This is a genomic window from Halomonas beimenensis (assembly GCF_002549795.1).
Lineage (GTDB): Bacteria > Pseudomonadota > Gammaproteobacteria > Pseudomonadales > Halomonadaceae > Halomonas > Halomonas beimenensis.
Window position 1 is genome coordinate 3,719,815 of record NZ_CP021435.1, and the last position, 16,413, is coordinate 3,736,227.

The 16,413-nt window shown below is 69.1% G+C and carries 13 protein-coding genes; 7 read left to right on the forward strand and 6 right to left on the reverse strand.

Annotation, left to right across the window (positions count from 1 at the left end; translation table 11 throughout):
• Position 1: 1 nt before the first annotated feature.
• Positions 2 to 778, reverse strand: a complete 777-nt coding sequence (locus BEI_RS17355; protein ID WP_227644510.1) for a ribonuclease T2 family protein — start codon at positions 776 to 778, stop codon at positions 2 to 4.
• 70 nt (positions 779 to 848) lie between these two features.
• Here BEI_RS17355 and BEI_RS17360 point away from each other — a divergent pair, with 70 nt between their 5' ends.
• A complete protein-coding gene (locus tag BEI_RS17360; RefSeq protein ID WP_097790674.1) occupies positions 849 to 1,658 on the forward strand; it encodes an ATP-grasp domain-containing protein in 810 nt (269 codons plus the stop codon).
• Positions 1,659 to 1,664: 6 nt separating this feature from the next.
• Here BEI_RS17360 and BEI_RS17365 read toward each other — a convergent pair whose 3' ends face one another.
• The gene (locus BEI_RS17365; RefSeq protein ID WP_097790675.1) at positions 1,665 to 3,002 is read right to left on the reverse strand and encodes a deoxyguanosinetriphosphate triphosphohydrolase; all 1,338 of its coding nucleotides are present in this window, start codon (positions 3,000 to 3,002) and stop codon (positions 1,665 to 1,667) included.
• A gap of 196 nt (positions 3,003 to 3,198) precedes the next feature.
• On the opposite strand from BEI_RS17365, the gene BEI_RS17370 reads away from it, so the two are divergent.
• Positions 3,199 to 5,019 carry an aminopeptidase P family protein gene (locus tag BEI_RS17370; protein WP_097790676.1) on the forward strand — a complete coding sequence of 607 codons (1,821 nt, stop codon included), beginning with the start codon at positions 3,199 to 3,201 and terminating at the stop codon, positions 5,017 to 5,019.
• A gap of 288 nt (positions 5,020 to 5,307) precedes the next feature.
• Here the strand turns inward: BEI_RS17370 and glnG are convergent, their stop codons facing one another.
• The 3 genes from glnG to BEI_RS17385 form a co-directional block, all read right to left on the reverse strand.
• Entirely contained in the window at positions 5,308 to 6,714 is a 1,407-nt protein-coding gene (gene glnG, locus BEI_RS17375; protein WP_097790677.1) for a nitrogen regulation protein NR(I), read from the reverse strand.
• The gene (gene glnL / locus BEI_RS17380; RefSeq protein ID WP_097790678.1) at positions 6,707 to 7,753 is read right to left on the reverse strand and encodes a nitrogen regulation protein NR(II); all 1,047 of its coding nucleotides are present in this window, start codon (positions 7,751 to 7,753) and stop codon (positions 6,707 to 6,709) included. The genes glnG and glnL overlap by 8 nt, the downstream gene beginning before the upstream one ends.
• Before the next feature lie 438 nt (positions 7,754 to 8,191).
• Positions 8,192 to 8,773, reverse strand: a complete 582-nt coding sequence (locus tag BEI_RS17385) for a DUF4124 domain-containing protein (protein ID WP_097790679.1) — start codon at positions 8,771 to 8,773, stop codon at positions 8,192 to 8,194.
• Between the two features lie 166 nt (positions 8,774 to 8,939).
• On the opposite strand from BEI_RS17385, the gene BEI_RS17390 reads away from it, so the two are divergent.
• Complete coding sequence (locus BEI_RS17390; RefSeq protein ID WP_338035684.1) at positions 8,940 to 9,740, forward strand: ZIP family metal transporter; 801 nt, start codon at positions 8,940 to 8,942, stop codon at positions 9,738 to 9,740.
• On the opposite strand, the gene glnA is transcribed toward BEI_RS17390, so the two are convergent.
• Entirely contained in the window at positions 9,728 to 11,134 is a 1,407-nt protein-coding gene (gene glnA / locus BEI_RS17395) for a glutamate--ammonia ligase (RefSeq protein ID WP_097790680.1), read from the reverse strand. The two genes, BEI_RS17390 and glnA, sit on opposite strands and share 13 nt — an antisense overlap.
• 506 nt (positions 11,135 to 11,640) lie before the next feature.
• Between glnA and typA the strand changes: the two genes are divergently transcribed.
• The 4 genes from typA (at position 11,641) to BEI_RS17415 (ending at position 16,324) form a co-directional block, all read left to right on the forward strand.
• Positions 11,641 to 13,467, forward strand: a complete 1,827-nt coding sequence (gene typA / locus BEI_RS17400) for a translational GTPase TypA (protein WP_097790681.1) — start codon at positions 11,641 to 11,643, stop codon at positions 13,465 to 13,467.
• Positions 13,468 to 13,587: 120 nt separating this feature from the next.
• A complete protein-coding gene (locus BEI_RS17405) occupies positions 13,588 to 13,908 on the forward strand; it encodes a hypothetical protein (protein ID WP_097790682.1) in 321 nt (106 codons plus the stop codon).
• A 159-nt stretch (positions 13,909 to 14,067) separates the two neighbouring features.
• Positions 14,068 to 15,510: a sodium-dependent transporter gene (locus tag BEI_RS17410; protein WP_097790683.1), complete on the forward strand. Its 1,443-nt coding sequence runs from the start codon at positions 14,068 to 14,070 to the stop codon at positions 15,508 to 15,510.
• A gap of 43 nt (positions 15,511 to 15,553) precedes the next feature.
• The gene (locus tag BEI_RS17415; protein ID WP_097790684.1) at positions 15,554 to 16,324 is read left to right on the forward strand and encodes an ABC transporter ATP-binding protein; all 771 of its coding nucleotides are present in this window, start codon (positions 15,554 to 15,556) and stop codon (positions 16,322 to 16,324) included.
• The last annotated feature ends 89 nt before the right edge of the window (positions 16,325 to 16,413 follow it).

The window sequence follows — 16,413 nt, forward strand, 5'->3', positions numbered from 1 at the left end:
CTCACTCGAAGGCCGCGATGCGGACCCGCGCCGCACAGCGGCCCCTCGCCTGCCGCACCAGGGTATCGGCGGCGGGGAAGCGTTCCAGGGCCTCGGCCTCGATGCCGATGCGCACCTCGGTCAGCAACCGCTGGCCGCGTCCCCGGCACACCAGGCGCAACGCTCGCCCCGTGCCCTGGCCGAAGGCGGCCTCGAAGGCGCCGATCAGGGCGTTGCGCGCCACCTCTCCGCCCCGGTGCTGCACCACGAAGTCGACGAAGGCGCTGTCGTTGACCGCCGCCTGGAGCGCCAGCGCGGTCGCGAAGTAGGCCTCGGCCGGCAGCGCCAGGCAGGCGGCATGCTTGGCATACTGGTATCGGTCCAGGCAGCTCGCCCGGCCGGGCATGTACCGGTCCAGCTCCCCCCCCAGCGCCTCGGGAAGCGCCAGTGCCGGGTGCGCCCGGCAGAAACCGCCGTCCGGCCGGGGTCGTTCGAGGAAACAGCCCTGTCGCCGCCACTCCCGACGCGTCACGCCCCGCTCCGCCCGCCGGGCCGGGCGCGACGGCCAGAGGCCGTGCAGCACGAAGCCGTCCTCGGTGCCCCGGCGCAACCTCGGCTCGCGGCACTCCCGCGGCGGCCGCGAGCGGCTGGCGCAGAAGCCGGGATGCCAGGTCAGCGCCAGGGTATGGTGATCGACGCCTTCGAGAGCCAGCCCATCGGCTCGGGGCTCTCCGGCCCCGATCACCAGGGCCAACCCCAGCCCGAGCGCCAGGACGACGGCGCGCCGGGGGGTGCACAATAACGCTTGCCAGCGAGGTGCCGGCGGATAATAATCCGTCGCCTTCGCAGGAGATGCCCTTTTCATCGCCATGAAACTCATCACGTTCGACGTATTTCGCACCCTCGGCATCCCGGGCGTGCGCTATATCAAGCCGGAGCGCATGTACGAGCACCTGGAGGAGATCCGCCAGGCCGACTGGCTGCTCTTCCCCGAGTACTGGCAGGTCAACGCCCTGGTCTACGGCCTCGGCGCGCGGATCTTCCCGAGCCTGGCCAGCTACCACCTGGGCCACGACAAGGTCCAGCAGACCCGCGCCTTCCAGGCCGTGTGCCCCGAGCACGTGCCGCCCACCGAGATCCGCGGCGCCTCCCGTGCCGCGCTCGACGACGTCGAGGCGCGGTTCGGCTATCCCTTCATCGCCAAGCGGATCAAGAGCGCCATGGGCGAGGGCGTGCGGCTGATCGACTCCCGGGCGACGCTGATCGAGCATGTCGCCGAGGAGCCGGTGCTCTATGCCCAGGCCCGCCTGCCCATCGACCGCGACCTGCGCATCGTGCTGGTCGGCGGCGAGGTGATCGCCGCCTACTGGCGCCACACCCCGCTGGGCGGCTATCGGGCCAATGTCAGCCAGGGCGGGCGCATCGAACATGCCGCGATCCCCGAGGCGGCCCTCGCCCTGGCCCGTCGCCTGGCCCGGGCGCTCCACATCGACCACGCCGGTTTCGACATCGCCATGGTCGACGGCCATCCCTACGTCTTCGAGTTCAACCGGCTGTTCGGCAACCAGGGCATCGCCGACAGCAGCCGCCGTATCGGGGCGGCCATCCAGCGCGTCCTGGGCCTGGGCGACGACGATCGGGATCCGGACGGGGAGCCGCCGCTGCAGATGACGGCCTGAGCGCCGTCAGTCGCCCCTGAGGCGCCCGCCCATCTCCTGGGCCAGGTCCACCGCATAGTGGTCGGTCATGCCGCCGATGAAGTCGAGCATGCGCCGGTAGCTGTCGTAGAGCGACCAGGAGGGACGTGGCGTGTTCTCGCCGATCAGCGCCAGCACCCGCTGGTGCTTGAAGGTGGAGCGCCCGGTGTGGTGCAGCTCATGGGCGGCGCCGATGAAGGCCTCGAGGAGGATCCCCAACGTCGTATGAGCCCCGATCTCCAGCTTGGCCTTGCGCTCGTTGCGGAAGATGCGCTCCCGGGCCAGCTGCTTGGCGGACTTCACCCCCCAGTCCAGGTCCGGGTGGCAGAGCTCGAGCAGGTCCTGCTCCAGGCGGCCGCCCAGCAGCTCGCCCTCGTGCTGGACGAACACCTTGGCCACCTCGGTCACCGCCCGCTCCATGGCGGCCCCGCGCAGGGCGGCGACCCGGCGGCGCTGGGAGACCCCCTGCTGCTGCATGGTCGGGAAGTCCGGCGGCTCGCCGCCGGCGATCTGGATCAGCACCTCGGCGACCTCGTCGAACCCCAGGATGCCCATCTCCAGGCCGTCCTCCAGGTCCAGCAGCGCATAGCAGATGTCGTCGGCGGCCTCCACCAGCCAGGCCAGGGGGTGGCGACACCAGCGCTGATCGCCCCGGGGCAGCAGGCCCAGCCGGCCGGCCACCTCGTCGAGCAGGTGCGTCTCGCTCTGGTAGCAGCCGAACTTGCCCGCGCTGCCGCCATGGGCCACCGTCCAGGGATACTTGAGCAGGGTGCCCAGTGTCGCCGCGGTCAACCGCATGCCGCCGCGGAACTGGTTGTACTCGATCTGGGTGACGATGCGAAAGCCCTGGGCGTTGCCCTCGTAAGTGAGCAGGTCGGCCCGCTCGGCGTCGCTCAATCCCTCCAGGAAGCCGCTGCCGTCGACCTCGGCCCGCTTGAACCAGTCGCGGATGGCGTACTCGCCGGCATGGCCGAAGGGTGGGTTACCGATGTCGTGGCCCAGGCAGGCGGCCTGGACGATCACCCCCAGGTCCGCCGGGGTGATCCACTCGGGCAGGCGATGGCGCAGCTCCTCGCCGACGCTCATGCCCAGCGAGCGGCCCACGCACCCCACTTCCAGCGAATGGGTCAGCCGGGTGTGGATATGATCGTTGTCGGTGAGCGGGTGCACCTGGGTCTTGCGCCCCAGGCGACGGAAGGAACCGGCGAAGACGATGCGGTCGTGGTCCTTGTGGAAGGGGCTGCGGCCGACCTCGTCGCGAGCCACCCCGCGCTTGTCGTGCAGCCGGGCCGGGTCGAGCAGCCGCTCCCAGGTCATCTGCGTCATGGGCATTCTCTCCTTGAGGCCTCCATTCTGGCACCGGGGCGCGGCGCTTTGCCATCGCCACCGGGCACCGGCCAGCACAGCCCGCCAGCGGGCTGCTAGAATCACCTTTCCCTTTGCGTACCGGGGCGAGCCGATCCTCCCCCGGGGCCGGTCGTGCGGCCGGCCCGGCACCGTCCACCCAGAACCGGAGCCCATCATGCCCAGCCAAGCCCCCTCGACCCCCGCGGCCCGACTCGCCGCCCTGCGCGACGCCATGCGCGAGCATGGCATCGATGCGTGGTGGCTGCCGTCCTCCGATCCCCACAACTCCGAGTACCTGCCCGAGCACTGGGCCGGCCGCGCCTGGCTGTCCGGCTTCGACGGCTCGGTGGGCACCCTGGTGGTCACCCAGGAGGCGGCCGGGGTCTGGGTCGACAGCCGCTACTGGGTCCAGGCCGAGGCCCAGCTGGCGGGCAGCGGCATCGACCTGATGAAGCTCCAGCCCGGCCAGGCCGATGCCCCGGTGCGCTGGCTGGCCGAGCACCTCGAGGCCGGTGCCACGGTCGGCTTCGACGCCGACGTGGTGTCGCTGGCCAGCGCCCGCCAGTTCGAGCGGCACCTGACCCCGGCGGGCATCCGGCTGCGCGGCGACCTGGACCTGCTCGATGCCATCTGGCCGGACCGCCCGGCGCTGCCCGAGGCACCGCTCTACGCCCATCCTCCCGCCTACCTGGACGAGTCCCGCGCCGAGCGCCTGTCGCGGTTGCGCGCGGCCATGGCCGAGCGGGGCGCCGACTGGCACCCCATCTCGACCCTGGACGACATCGCCTGGCTGACCCAGCTGCGCGGCGCCGACGTGGAGTTCAACCCGGTGTTCCTGGCCCACCTGCTGGTGGGGCGTGACTCGGCCACCCTGTTCGTCGCGCCGGACAAGCTCGACGCTCCCCTGACCGAGGCCCTGGCGGCCGACGGCATCGCGGTGGCGGACTACGCCGACTGGCATCGCCGACTGGGCGAGCTGCCGAAAGGCGCGCGGGTGCTGCTCGACCCGGCCAAGCTCACCCTGGGTACCCGCCGGGCGCTGCCCGAGAGCGCGACCCTGGTCGAGGCCTACCAGCCCAGCACCCTGGCCAAGGGCTGCAAGAGCGACGCCGACCTGGCCCACGTTCGCGAGGTCATGGAGGAGGACGGCGCCGCGCTGTGCGAGTTCTTCGCCTGGCTGGAGGACGCCCTCGCCCGGGGCGGGCGAGTCACCGAGCTGACCGTGGACGAGAAGCTCACCGCCGCCCGGGCCGCCCGTCCCGGCTTCGTCAGTCGCAGCTTCGCCACCATCGCCGGCTTCAACGCCAACGGCGCCCTGCCCCACTACCGGGCCACCCCGGAGGCCCACAGCGTCATCGAGGGCGACGGCCTGCTGCTGATCGACTCCGGGGGCCAGTACCACGGCGGCACCACCGACATCACCCGCGTCGTGCCGGTGGGCACCATCACCGACGCCCACCGCGAGGACTTCACCCGGGTGCTCAAGGGCACCATCGCCCTGTCCCGGGCGCATTTCCCGCGGGACATTCCCTCGCCGCACCTCGATGCCATCGCCCGGGCACCGCTGTGGGCCAGCGGCCGCGACTACGGCCACGGCACCGGCCATGGCGTCGGCTACTTCCTCAACGTCCACGAGGGCCCCCAGGTGATCGCCTGGTCCGCGCCGGCGGCGCCCCATACCGCCATGCGGCCGGGGATGATCACCTCCATCGAGCCCGGCGTGTATCGGCCGGGCCAGTGGGGCATCCGCATCGAGAACCTGGCCGCCAACCGCCCGGCCGAGGAGAGCGAGTTCGGCGACTTCCTGCGCTTCGAGACGCTGACCCTGTGCCCCATCGACACCCGCTGCATCGACGTCACGCTGCTCGACGCCGCCGAGGCCGACTGGCTCGACGCCTACCATGCCGAGGTCCGCGAACGCCTCGCCCCCAAGCTGGAGGGCCAGGCCCTGGCCTGGCTGGAGAAGCGCACCCGGCCACTCGACCGCGACCGATAGGGGGCCATCCCGACCGTTGAGCCGTCCCCCAACGACAGGGGCACCTCACTACGAGGTGCCCCTCCCCTTCTCACTCGCCCCTTGCTACTCGGCGCCTGGTCGTAATCGGTGGATGCGCTAACGCTTATCCATCCTATGGCGCGTGGCGCGAACCGCCTGCCGGATGCCCTCGCAGGCTCGCTTGTCCTTCGCGCCGAGACGACAAGGAGCCCCGGTGTTGGCCGGCGCCCCTTGTCACTTTCCACTCGCTACTTGGTACTTGCCACTCGGCAGTAAGCCCCTCTTCCCTCAATCCTCCGCCATCTCCGGCAGCAGCGTCTTGAGCTTGCGGGTCAGGGTATTGCGCCCCCAGCCCAGCAGCTCGGCGGCCTCGCCCTTGCGCCCGCCGGTGTGCTTGAGCGCCGTCTCGATCAGGATGCGCTCGAAGTCCGGCACCGCCTCCTCCAGCAGGTGGGTATGGCCGGCGGCCAGGGCCCGGTCCGCCCAGTCCCGGAAGGCCAGCCGCCAGTCGCCGGCGGCGCCGCCCTCGTCGCCCTCGCGCAGCTCCGGCGGCAGGTCCTCCACCAGGACCTCGCGTCCCGAGGCCATCACCGTCAGCCAGCGGCAGGTGTTCTCCAGCTGGCGGACGTTGCCCGGCCAGGCCAGCCGGGTCAGGTGCGCCTCGGCCTCGGGGGTCAGCACCTTGACGTCGGTGGACAGTTCCTTGGCCGCCTCGGCCAGGAAGTGGCGGGCCAGGCGCGGGATATCCTCGCGCCGGTCGGCGAGCCGCGGCAGGTGCACCCGGATGACGTTCAGGCGGTGGAAGAGGTCCTCCCGGAAGCGCCCCTCGTCGACCAGGTGCTCGAGGTCCTGGTGGGTGGCGGCGATGATGCGCACGTCCACCTTCACCGGGGTGTGGCCGCCCACCCGGTAGAACTCGCCGTCGGCCAGCACCCGCAGCAGGCGAGTCTGGGTCTCGGCGGGCATGTCGCCGATCTCGTCGAGGAAGAGGGTGCCGCCGTCGGCCTGCTCGAAGCGGCCCTGCCGCTGGGCGGTGGCCCCGGTGAAGGCGCCCTTCTCGTGGCCGAACAGCTCGGACTCGATCAGGTCCCGGGGGATCGCCGCCATGTTCAGGGCGATGAACGGCTTGCCGGCCCGGGGGCTGTGTTGGTGCAGCGCCTGGGCGACCCGCTCCTTGCCGGTGCCGGATTCGCCGTTGATCAGCACCGTGATGTGCGACTGCGCGAGGCGGCCGATGGCGCGGAACACCTCCTGCATGGCCGGCGCCTCACCGATGATCTCGGTGTCCAGGCCATCCGGGGCATGGACCGGGCGCTGGCGCTCGCGGGCATGGGCCACGGCCCGGCGGACCAGGGCCAGCGCCTCGTCCACGTCGAAGGGCTTGGGCAGGTACTCGAAGGCCCCGCCCTGGTAGGAGGCCACGGCGCTGTCCAGGTCCGAATGGGCGGTCATCACGATCACCGGCAGCTCCGGATGGGCCTCGCGCACCCGGGCCATGAGGTCCAGGCCGTCGATGCCCGGCATGCGGATATCGGTGACCAGGACGTCGGGCGGATCCTCGAGGAGGCGTTCCAGCACCCGATCGGCCCGTTCCACGCATTCGACCGCCAGGTCGGGCTGGGCCAGGGCCCGCTCCAGCACCCAGCGAATGGCGCGGTCGTCATCGACGACCATGACGCGAGCGGCTTCAGTCATGGGCTCTCTCCAGCGGTATCAGCAGTCGGAACTCGGTGTGGCCCGGCTCGGAATCGCACTCGATCAACCCCTGGTGCTGGTGCAGGATCGACTGGGCGATCGACAGCCCCAGGCCGCTGCCTTCGGCACGGCCGGACACCATGGGGTAGAAGAGCGTCTCCTTGAGCGCCTCGGGGATCCCGGGGCCGTTGTCGATGATGCCCACCTCGCAGACCAGCCGATGGCGCTCGGCGCCGAGGGTGAACTGCCGGCGGGCGCGGGTGCGCAGCACCAGGGTGGGGCCGGCGACGCCGGCCTCGGTCATGGCCTCCACGGCATTGCGCGCCACGTTGAGGATGGCCTGGATCATCTGGGATTCGTCGCCGGTGAGGTCGGGCAGGCTGGGATCGTAGTCCCGCTCGATGATCACCTCCGGGTGTTCCACCCCCAGCAGGGCGCGCACCCGTTCCAGCACCTTGTGAATGTTGAGCGGCTCGTGGCGGTTGACCCGGTTGGGGCCCAGCATGGAATCCACCAGGTCGCGCAGCCGGTCGACCTCCTCGACGATGATGCGGGTGAACTCGGTGAGCTGGGGGCTCTCCAGGTCCCGTTCCAGGAGCTGGGCGGCGCCGCGGATGCCGCCCAGGGGGTTCTTGACCTCGTGGGCCAGTCCCCGGGCCAGCACCTTGATGGTTTCCTGGCGCGTCTGCAGGGCCTCCTCCCGGGAAATGCGCAGCAGGCGGTCCCGGGGCTCCATCTCCAGCAGCAGCTCGTCCGCCGACAGCGGGGTCACCGTGTAGTCCACGGTCAGGGCCTCGCCGGTCGGCAGCAACAGGCGCGCCTCGCGCTGGGTGAAGGGATGGAATTCGTCACGGGCCTTGATGAGCACCGCACCGATGTCTTCCTCGCCGTTCACCAGATCCGGCAGGACCAGCCCGGTCACCCGGGCCCGACTCAGGGCCAGCAGCGCCTCCGCCGCCGGGTTCATCCAGCGCAGGCGCAGCTCGCCGTCGAGCAGCAGGACGGCGGTGGTGAGATGTTCCATCAGGCGTTGATACATGGTGCATTCCCGGCATTGAAAGGAAGGATCGCCCCGGGGCGTATCCCCCTTGTTTGCTGCAAGAAGCGCGCCACTTTGGAGAAGGCGCCCTGCCGGGGCCGGGACGGGATCCATCCCCCGTCCCATGCACCATCTTAGTGCACCGCTTTGGTGCACGCACTCCCGGGCAGCGGCTCAGGGATGAGGCGCGTCCCCGGGAGGGGCATCGGGCCGGTGGGGCGGATGAGGATGCGGGTGTGGAAAGGGGCCCCGCTCGGAAGGCTCCTCCTCCGGCGGCAGGTCGCCGCTGACCCGGTCGGAGTGCCGGAAGGCGCTGCCTTCCTTCACCCGTTCGGCATGATCGAAGGCATCGAAACGCCCGTCGTCACGCGGCGGGGCATGGCAGGGCCTCGGGGAGCCGTCCGGACACAGCGGCGGATGTGGCCGGCGAGGGGGCAGCTAACCGCCGGGGTTGTTGGGGTTCTGCGGCAGATTGACGCTGGCGCGCTGCACGTAGAGGGTGACCGGGGTGGTCCGATGCCGCACGGCGCCGGAGGCATCGAGCAGTTCGGCCTGGATCACGTGCTCGCCTCGGTTCAGGTTGGACAGCATGAAGGTATCGGTGTGCATGGCCGACTGGCTCACCTGGCCATCCAGCAGCAGCCGCACCCGATGGTCCTCGCGCAGCTCCGGGCGGATGCCCAGCCGCACCTGGACGTTGCCGGCGGCACCGGTCGGCAGCGTCGTCTCCTGTTCCGGCGAGAGGATCGAGAAGATGTCATAGGGCATGAACGGCTGCCCGGGCTCGGCGGTGGTCCGCGCCGGGACCCCGCCGCCCTGCACCACGGGCGCTCGTGGTGCGGTGCGTTCCCGGGCGGGCACCACGGTGAGGGGATCCAGCTCGACCTTCTCGCCGCCGCGCGCCGGATCATCGGTGAAGATCACGTTGCCCTGGGCATCGGTGGTCCGGTAGATGGTCTGGGCGGCGGCCGGCAGGCTCATCACCAGCCCCAGCGCCAAGATCACGACTGCCTGCTTCATGGGTCTCTCCTGGGTGACCGAAGTGCGCCGGCTCCGCTTAATTAGCCACGGCGACGCCGTTTCCTCCAAGCCTAGTCCAGAAGTGGCCGGCCAAGGAATACGCCTTCGCGCTCTCCTCGTATCCGGCTAGGATGGGCGTGAAACGGCGAAGCGCGGAGGAGACGGCATGGAAGCCTGGCAGACGGTCGCGGCCCTGACGCTGACGGCGGGCATGGCGATGCCCCTGGGGGGCTGGATCGCCCTGGAGGAACGCATCGGGCCGAACTGGCTGGAGACGGAGCTGCGCCACGGGATCATCGCCTTCGGCGGCGGGGCCCTGCTCTCGGCGGTGGCCCTGGTGCTGGTCCCCAACAGCTTCGACGACCTGAGCCTGGCCCCTGCCATGCTCTGCTTCCTGGCCGGCGGCCTGGCGTTCATGGGGCTGGATATCGGCTTCGCCCGAAGCGGCACTCCGGCCAGCCAGCTCGCCGCCATGCTGTCCGACTTCGTCCCCGAGGCCATGGCCCTGGGGGCGGCCTTCGCCTACGGCGGCAGCGGCGGAGCGCTGCTCGCCCTGCTGATGGCGCTGCAGAACCTGCCCGAGGGCTTCAATGCCTACCGGGAGCTCCGCGACGGCACGCCCTACTCCCGCCGTCGCCTGCTCGGGCTGTTCTTCGCCATGGCCTGGCTGGGGCCGCTGGCCGGCCTGAGCGGCTACTGGTGGCTGGCCGCCTACCCCGCCGCCGTGGGCGCGATCATGCTGTTCGCCGCCGGCGGCATCCTCTATTCGGTCTTCCAGGACCTCGCCCCCCCAGGCCCGGCTCGAGCGCCACTGGGGCCCGCCGCTGGGCGCGGTGCTGGGGTTCGCGCTGGGCATCGGCGGGCACATGCTGCTTCACTGACGAAACGAAAAGAGGCACGCCCGGGGGCGTGCCTCTTGGTGCCGGGGCGCGGCGCCCAGGGCGCCGCGCGGACTCAGCAGCTGTAGTACATGTCGAACTCGACCGGATGGGTGGTCATGCGCAGGCGCTCCACGTCCTCCTCGAGCAGCTCGATGTAGGCATCGATCATCTCGTCGGTGAAGACGCCACCCTCGGTCAGGAAGGCGCGGTCCTTGTCCAGGGACTCCAGGGCCTGATCCAGGCTGTTGGCCACGGTGGGGATGGACTTGCCCTCTTCCGGCGGCAGGTCATAGAGGTTCTTGTCCATGGCGTCGCCGGGGTGGATCTTGTTCTTGATGCCGTCGATGCCGGCCATCAGCATCGCCGCGAAGCACAGGTAGGGGTTGGCGGTCGGATCCGGGAAGCGGGCCTCGACACGCTTGCCCTTGGGGCTCGCGGTGTAGGGGATGCGGATGGACGCGGAGCGGTTGCGGGCGCTGTAGGCCAGCATCACCGGCGCCTCGAAGCCCGGCACCAGACGCTTGTAGGAGTTGGTGGACGCGTTGGTGAAGGCGTTCAGGGCCCGGGCGTGCTTGATGATGCCGCCGATGTAGTAGAGCGCCATCTCGGAGAGACCCGCGTACTCGTCGCCGGCGAACTGGTTCTGGCCGTCCTTCCAGAAGGACTGGTGGACGTGCATGCCGCTGCCGTTGTCGCCGACCAGCGGCTTGGGCATGAAGGTGGCGGTCTTGCCGTAGGCGTGAGCCACGTTGTGGATCACGTACTTCATTTCCTGGACCTCGTCGGCCTTCTTGACCAGGGTGTTGAACTTCACCCCGATCTCGTTCTGGCCGGCGTTGGACACCTCGTGGTGGTGCACCTCGACCTGCTGGCCGATGGCCTCCAGGGTGTTGCACATGGCGCTGCGGATGTCGTGGAAGCTGTCCACCGGGGGCACCGGGAAGTAGCCGCCCTTGACCCGCGGACGGTGGCCCAGGTTGCCGCCTTCCAAGGGACGGTCGGTGGCCCAGGCGCCCTCCTCGGAGGTGATCTTGTACATGGCGCCTTCGATGTCGGCCTTCCAGTGCACCTCGTCGAAGATGAAGAACTCGGGCTCGGGGCCGAAGAAGGCGGTGTCGCCCAGGCCGGTGGACTTCAGGTAGGCCTCGGCACGCTTGGCGATGGAGCGCGGGTCACGCTCGTAGCCCTGCATGGTGGCCGGCTCGATGATGTCGCAACGCAGTACCAGGGTGGCATCCTCGGTGAAGGGGTCGAGGAAGGCGGTGCCGTCGTCCGGGCGCAGGATCATGTCGGACTCGTTGATGCCCTTCCAGCCGGAGATGGAGGAGCCATCGAACATCTGACCGTTCTCGAAAAACTCCTCGTCCACGTCCCGGGCCGGGATGGAGACGTGCTGCTCCTTGCCGCGGGTGTCGGTGAAACGCAGGTCGACCCACTTCACATCATGCTCTTCGATCAGGGCGAGCGTCTTCTCGGACATGTGGTCCTCCACTACTGAATAAGGCTGGTTATCGGGTAATCCGCTTGTTGTCTGTCGCCGGGCGGTTGTGTCCAGTCGACGTTGTAGCATGCCGTGGGCGGCCTGCCCACGACGCCATGCACGATCATGGCACTGGCCAAGATAAAGCAGGAGGCGTGCCAAGATGCCGGGCATCGCCGCCTCCCCACCCATAACCAGCTGTTAAAAAAGGAGAAAAAATTATGCCCCAGGAGAGTGCAGTGTCGAGCGCCATCGTCCGCCCGGTTCCTGGCGGCCTCTGGCGCGGAAAAAATGCCCTCATGTGGCGCACGCGACATCCCGATGCACCAAACGAGTGCATTCCGGATTCCTGTCCCCGCGCCACCCGACGGAACCCTCGGCACTTCTCCAGGTCCTTGAATCCATGGGCCCCGGCCCGGCCTGCCGCACTCTGCCGTCGACAAGGCTGGTAGCGCCCCGGTCCTGACCCTATAATGCGGCCCCACTTTTCCCAGCAGGATCCCGTCGTGATCGAGAATCTTCGCAACATCGCCATCATCGCTCACGTCGACCACGGCAAGACCACCCTGGTCGACAAGCTCCTCCAGCAGTCCGGCACCCTGGACCGCAAGGCCGAGGGGCAGGAGCGGATCATGGACTCCAACGACCAGGAGAAGGAACGCGGCATCACCATCCTGGCCAAGAACACGGCGATCCGCTGGCAGGACCCCGAAGGCCGCGACTACCACATCAATATCGTCGACACCCCCGGACACGCCGACTTCGGCGGCGAGGTCGAGCGGGTCATGTCCATGGTCGACTCGGTGCTGCTGATGGTCGACGCCGTCGACGGCCCGATGCCCCAGACCCGCTTCGTCACCCAGAAGGCCTTCGACCAGGGCCTCAAGCCCATCGTGGTGGTCAACAAGATCGACCGTCCCGGGGCGCGCCCGGACTGGGTCATCGACCAGATCTTCGACCTCTTCGACAACCTCGGCGCCAGCGACGAGCAGCTCGACTTCCCGATCATCTACTGCTCGGCGCTCAACGGCGTGGCCGGTCCCGAGCCGGACCAGCTGGCCGACGACATGACGCCGATGTTCGAGGCCATCGTCGACATCGTCGAGCCGCCCAAGGTGCAGCTCGACGGCCCGCTGCAGATGCAGATCTCGGCGCTGGACTACAACAGCTACGTGGGCGTCATCGGCCTGGGCCGCGTGACCCGCGGCGCCATCAGCCCCAACCAGCAGGTCGTGGTGGTCACCAAGGAAGGCAAGGAGCGCCGCGGCAAGATCGGTCAGGTGATGACCCACCTGGGCCTGGAGCGGGTCCAGACCGAACAGGCCACCGCCGGCGACATCGTCTGCATCACCGGCATCGATGACCTGGCCATCTCCGACACCCTCTGCGACCCGGCCGCCGTCGAGGCGCTGCCGCCGCTGTCGGTGGACGAGCCCACCGTGTCCATGACCTTCCAGGTCAACGACTCGCCCTTCGCCGGCAAGGACGGCAAGTTCGTCACCAGCCGCAACATCAAGGATCGCCTCGACCAGGAGCTGATCCACAACGTGGCGCTGCGGGTCGAGCAGGGCGACAGCCCGGAGAAGTTCATCGTCTCCGGCCGCGGCGAGCTGCACCTCTCGGTGCTGATCGAGACCATGCGCCGCGAGGGCTTCGAGCTGGCCGTGGGCCGCCCCGAGGTGATCGTCCGCGAGATCGACGGCGAGCAGCAGGAGCCCTACGAGGAAGTCATCATCGACTGCGAGGAGCAGCACCAGGGCGCCATCATGGAGGAGCTCGGCTACCGCAAGGGCGAGCTCAAGAACATGAACCCGGACGGCAAGGGCCGGGTCCGCCTGGACTTCATCATCCCCGCCCGCGGGCTGATCGGCTTCCGCGGCCAGTTCCTGACCCTGACCTCCGGCACCGGCATCCTCACCAGCCGCTTCGACCACTACGGGCCGCTCAAGCCCGATGCCTCCATCGAGCGTCGCAACGGCGTGCTGGTCTCCATGGTCAGCGGCAAGGCCCTGGCCTACGCGCTGTTCGCCCTGCAGGATCGCGGCAAGCTGATCGTCGAGCACGGCACCGAGGTCTACGAGGGCATGCTGGTCGGCATCAACAACCGCGCCGAGGACATGGTGGTCAACCCCACCAAGGCCAAGAAGCTCGACAACATGCGCGCCTCCGGCAACGACGAGAACCTGGTGCTGACCCCGCCGGTGCGCTTCACCCTGGAGCAGGCCATCGAGTTCCTCGACGACGACGAGCTGGTGGAGGTTACCCCCAACCACATCCGCCTGCGCAAGAAGCTGCTCACCGAGAACGAGCGCAAGCGCGCCAAGAAGAAGTAAGCGCGCCCTTCGCATCGACGCAGCAACGAGCCCGCCCCTTCGGCGGGCTCGTTGCTGGTGGCCCCGGCAGCATCGCGGGAGCTATGCTGAAGCTGCCTTGACCCCGTGGAGACCAGCCCGATGCACAAGCACGTCGAGTGGGACGAGCCCGGCCGCGCCAGCGTGCTGGACTACTATGCCGACCATCCCCAGGACACCCCGGAACCCCATGTGGGCAGCATCATCAGCGCGCTCTTCCGCGGCTTCACGGTCCGCGTCAGGGTCGAGGCCCGAGTCGACGACACCAGCATCGGCGAGGTGGTGGCGCTGATCGCCAAGGACAACGGGCGTCGCAAGCAGAGCGTCGGCGACCTGGAGCTCGGGGACATGGTCCGGCTGCCCGACGCCTATCGGGCCATGGAACCCCGGCACCCCGAGGAGGGCGAGGACGATCGGGACTGAGTCGCGGCCCGGATTACCATCCGGCATCGCCAACGCCCCCTAAACGCAAGTCGACTAGTCAAGCGGCCGTTCGATGTCGCAAAGTGACGACCAGCGAGCTGGACATCCCAGCGCAGGACATCTCGGCCCACAAGGCCGGCACGCTATTGCGGACACCCGATGAGCACGCACAACGTCTGGACGCACAAGGGAACCTTCCTGCTGGCCGCCGTCGGTTCGGCGGTGGGGCTCGGCAACCTGTGGCGCTTCCCCTACCTGGCCGGCGAGAACGGCGGGGGCGCCTTCATCCTGATCTACGCCCTGACCATCTTCGCGGTGGGCATCCCCATCCTGATCGCCGAGATCATGCTCGGCCGCAACAGTCGGCGCAGCCCGATCATGGGCATGCGCTTCCTGACCCGCACCCACAAGACCTCCCGGGGCTGGGAATCCATCGGCTGGCTGGGCGCCGCCTCGGCCTTCATCATCCTCAGTTTCTATTCCGTGATCGCCGGCTGGGCGATCCACTACACCGGCAAGATGCTCACCGGCAGCCTGGAGGGCGCCGATGCCGAGACCATCGCCGCGGGCTTCGACGCCCTGCTGGCCTCGCCGCCGCTGCTGACCCTCTATCACACCCTGTTCATCGGCGCCTCGGCGCTGATCGTCGGCCTGGGCATCCACCGCGGCATCGAGAACGGCCTGCGCATCCTGATGCCGGCGCTGTTCGTGATCCTCATGGTGGTGCTGGTCTACGCGGCGGCCATCGGCGACCTGCAAGGCGCCGCGGATTTCCTGTTCACCTTCCACCTCGCCGACCTCAGCCTCGAGGGTTGGCTGGAAGCCATGGGCCAGTCCTTCTTCACCCTGAGCCTCGGCATGGGGGCCATCATGGCCTATGGCGCCTACATGTCCGGCGAGGCCTCCCTGACCCGCACCGCCTTCACCATCGCCGTGGTCGACACCGCCGTGGCCATGATCGCCGGCCTGGCGATCTTCGCCCTGGTGTTCGGCGCCGGCCTGGATCCCGCCGAGGGGCCGGGGCTGATGTTCATCACCCTGCCCCTGGCCTTCGCCGAGATGCCCGGCGGCGCCCTGCTCGGCGGCGTCTTCTTCGTGCTGGTGCTGGGCGCCGCCATCAGCTCCTCGATCTCGCTGATCGAGCCCGTGGCCGCCTTCCTGGTCGAGCGCTTCGACCTCACCCGCCCCCAGGCCGTGTCCGCCATGGTGGTGGCCAGCTGGGCGCTGGGCCTGCTCACGGTGTTCAGCTTCAACCTGATGGCCGAAGGCACCGTCTTCCACAGCCTCTTCGGGCGCAGCGCCTTCGGCCTGCTCGAGCTGCTCACCAACATCTTCATGCCGCTCGGCGGCCTGCTGATCGCGCTCTTCGCCGGCTGGGCCCTGACCCACGGCGAGGTGATGAAGGAGATGCGCACCAACGAGACCTGGTTCAGCGTCTGGCGCTTCCTTGTGCGCTTCGTGGCCCCGGCCGCGGTCGCCTTCGTCTTCCTGCGCACCATCCCCCAGGTGGAGGGGTACTGGATCCCGACCATCGGCGCCGTGGTGATCGTCGGCGCCTTCGCCGCCGGCCGCACCTTCCTGGCCGAACGCCAGGAGTCGTGATCCCGCGCCCCCACAACAACGAACAACACAGCACAGGTGTGACATGTCAGCCATCATCGACGTCCGGCACGTCAACAAGGCCTTCGGCGGCCTGCAGGTCATCAACGACTGCTCGATCCAGGTGGAGCAGGGCTCCATCACCGGCCTGATCGGCCCCAACGGCGCCGGCAAGTCGACGCTGTTCAACATCATCGCCGGCGCCCTGCCGCTGGACAGCGGCCAGATCGTCTTCGACGGCGAGGACATCACCAACCAGCCGGCCAACACGCTGTTCCACAAGGGCCTGCTGCGCACCTTCCAGATCGCCCACGAGTTCTCCAACATGACGGCGCTGGAGAACCTGATGATGGTGCCGCCCCGCCAGGCCGGCGAGAACCTCTTCTCCACCTGGTTCAAGCCCGGGCTGGTGCGCCTGGAGGAGGCCGAGGTGCGCCGCCGGGCCCTCGAGGTCATCGACTTCGTGGGCCTGCACCACGTCCGCAACGAGCTCGCCGGCAACCTCTCCGGCGGGCAGAAGAAGCTCCTCGAGCTCGGCCGGACCATGATGACCGACGCCAAGGTGGTGCTGCTCGACGAGATCGCCGCCGGGGTCAACCGCACCCTGCTCGGCGACCTGGTCGGCAACATCGAGCGGCTCAACCGCGAGATGGGCTACACCTTCCTGGTCATCGAGCACGACATGGACATGATCGCCCGGCTCTGCGACCCGGTCATCGTGCTCGCCCAGGGCAGCGTCATGGTCCAGGGCACCATCGAGGAGATCCAGAACAACCCCGAGGTCATCGAGGCCTACTTCGGCTCTCCCGCGGCCTGAGGGCCTCGACGTCGCCCGAGTTCCATCTCGGCACAACAACAAAGGCCGGGCGGCCGGATCCCGCCCGATAACGACAACGCAGAGACTAC

What these genes read in the sequence shown, in the direction of transcription:
- glnG (WP_097790677.1), bottom strand. Translation starts at nt 6,714, where the DNA reads ATGACTGAAGCCGCTCGCGTCATGGTCGTCGATGACGACCGCGCCATT.
- BEI_RS17385 (WP_097790679.1), bottom strand. Translation starts at nt 8,773, where the DNA reads ATGAAGCAGGCAGTCGTGATCTTGGCGCTGGGGCTGGTGATGAGCCTG.
- BEI_RS17365 (WP_097790675.1), bottom strand. Translation starts at nt 3,002, where the DNA reads ATGACGCAGATGACCTGGGAGCGGCTGCTCGACCCGGCCCGGCTGCAC.
- BEI_RS17410 (WP_097790683.1), top strand. Translation starts at nt 14,068, where the DNA reads ATGAGCACGCACAACGTCTGGACGCACAAGGGAACCTTCCTGCTGGCC.
- glnL (WP_097790678.1), bottom strand. Translation starts at nt 7,753, where the DNA reads ATGTATCAACGCCTGATGGAACATCTCACCACCGCCGTCCTGCTGCTC.
- BEI_RS17390 (WP_338035684.1), top strand. Translation starts at nt 8,940, where the DNA reads ATGGAAGCCTGGCAGACGGTCGCGGCCCTGACGCTGACGGCGGGCATG.
- BEI_RS17405 (WP_097790682.1), top strand. Translation starts at nt 13,588, where the DNA reads ATGCACAAGCACGTCGAGTGGGACGAGCCCGGCCGCGCCAGCGTGCTG.
- BEI_RS17360 (WP_097790674.1), top strand. Translation starts at nt 849, where the DNA reads ATGAAACTCATCACGTTCGACGTATTTCGCACCCTCGGCATCCCGGGC.
- BEI_RS17415 (WP_097790684.1), top strand. Translation starts at nt 15,554, where the DNA reads ATGTCAGCCATCATCGACGTCCGGCACGTCAACAAGGCCTTCGGCGGC.
- glnA (WP_097790680.1), bottom strand. Translation starts at nt 11,134, where the DNA reads ATGTCCGAGAAGACGCTCGCCCTGATCGAAGAGCATGATGTGAAGTGG.
- BEI_RS17370 (WP_097790676.1), top strand. Translation starts at nt 3,199, where the DNA reads ATGCCCAGCCAAGCCCCCTCGACCCCCGCGGCCCGACTCGCCGCCCTG.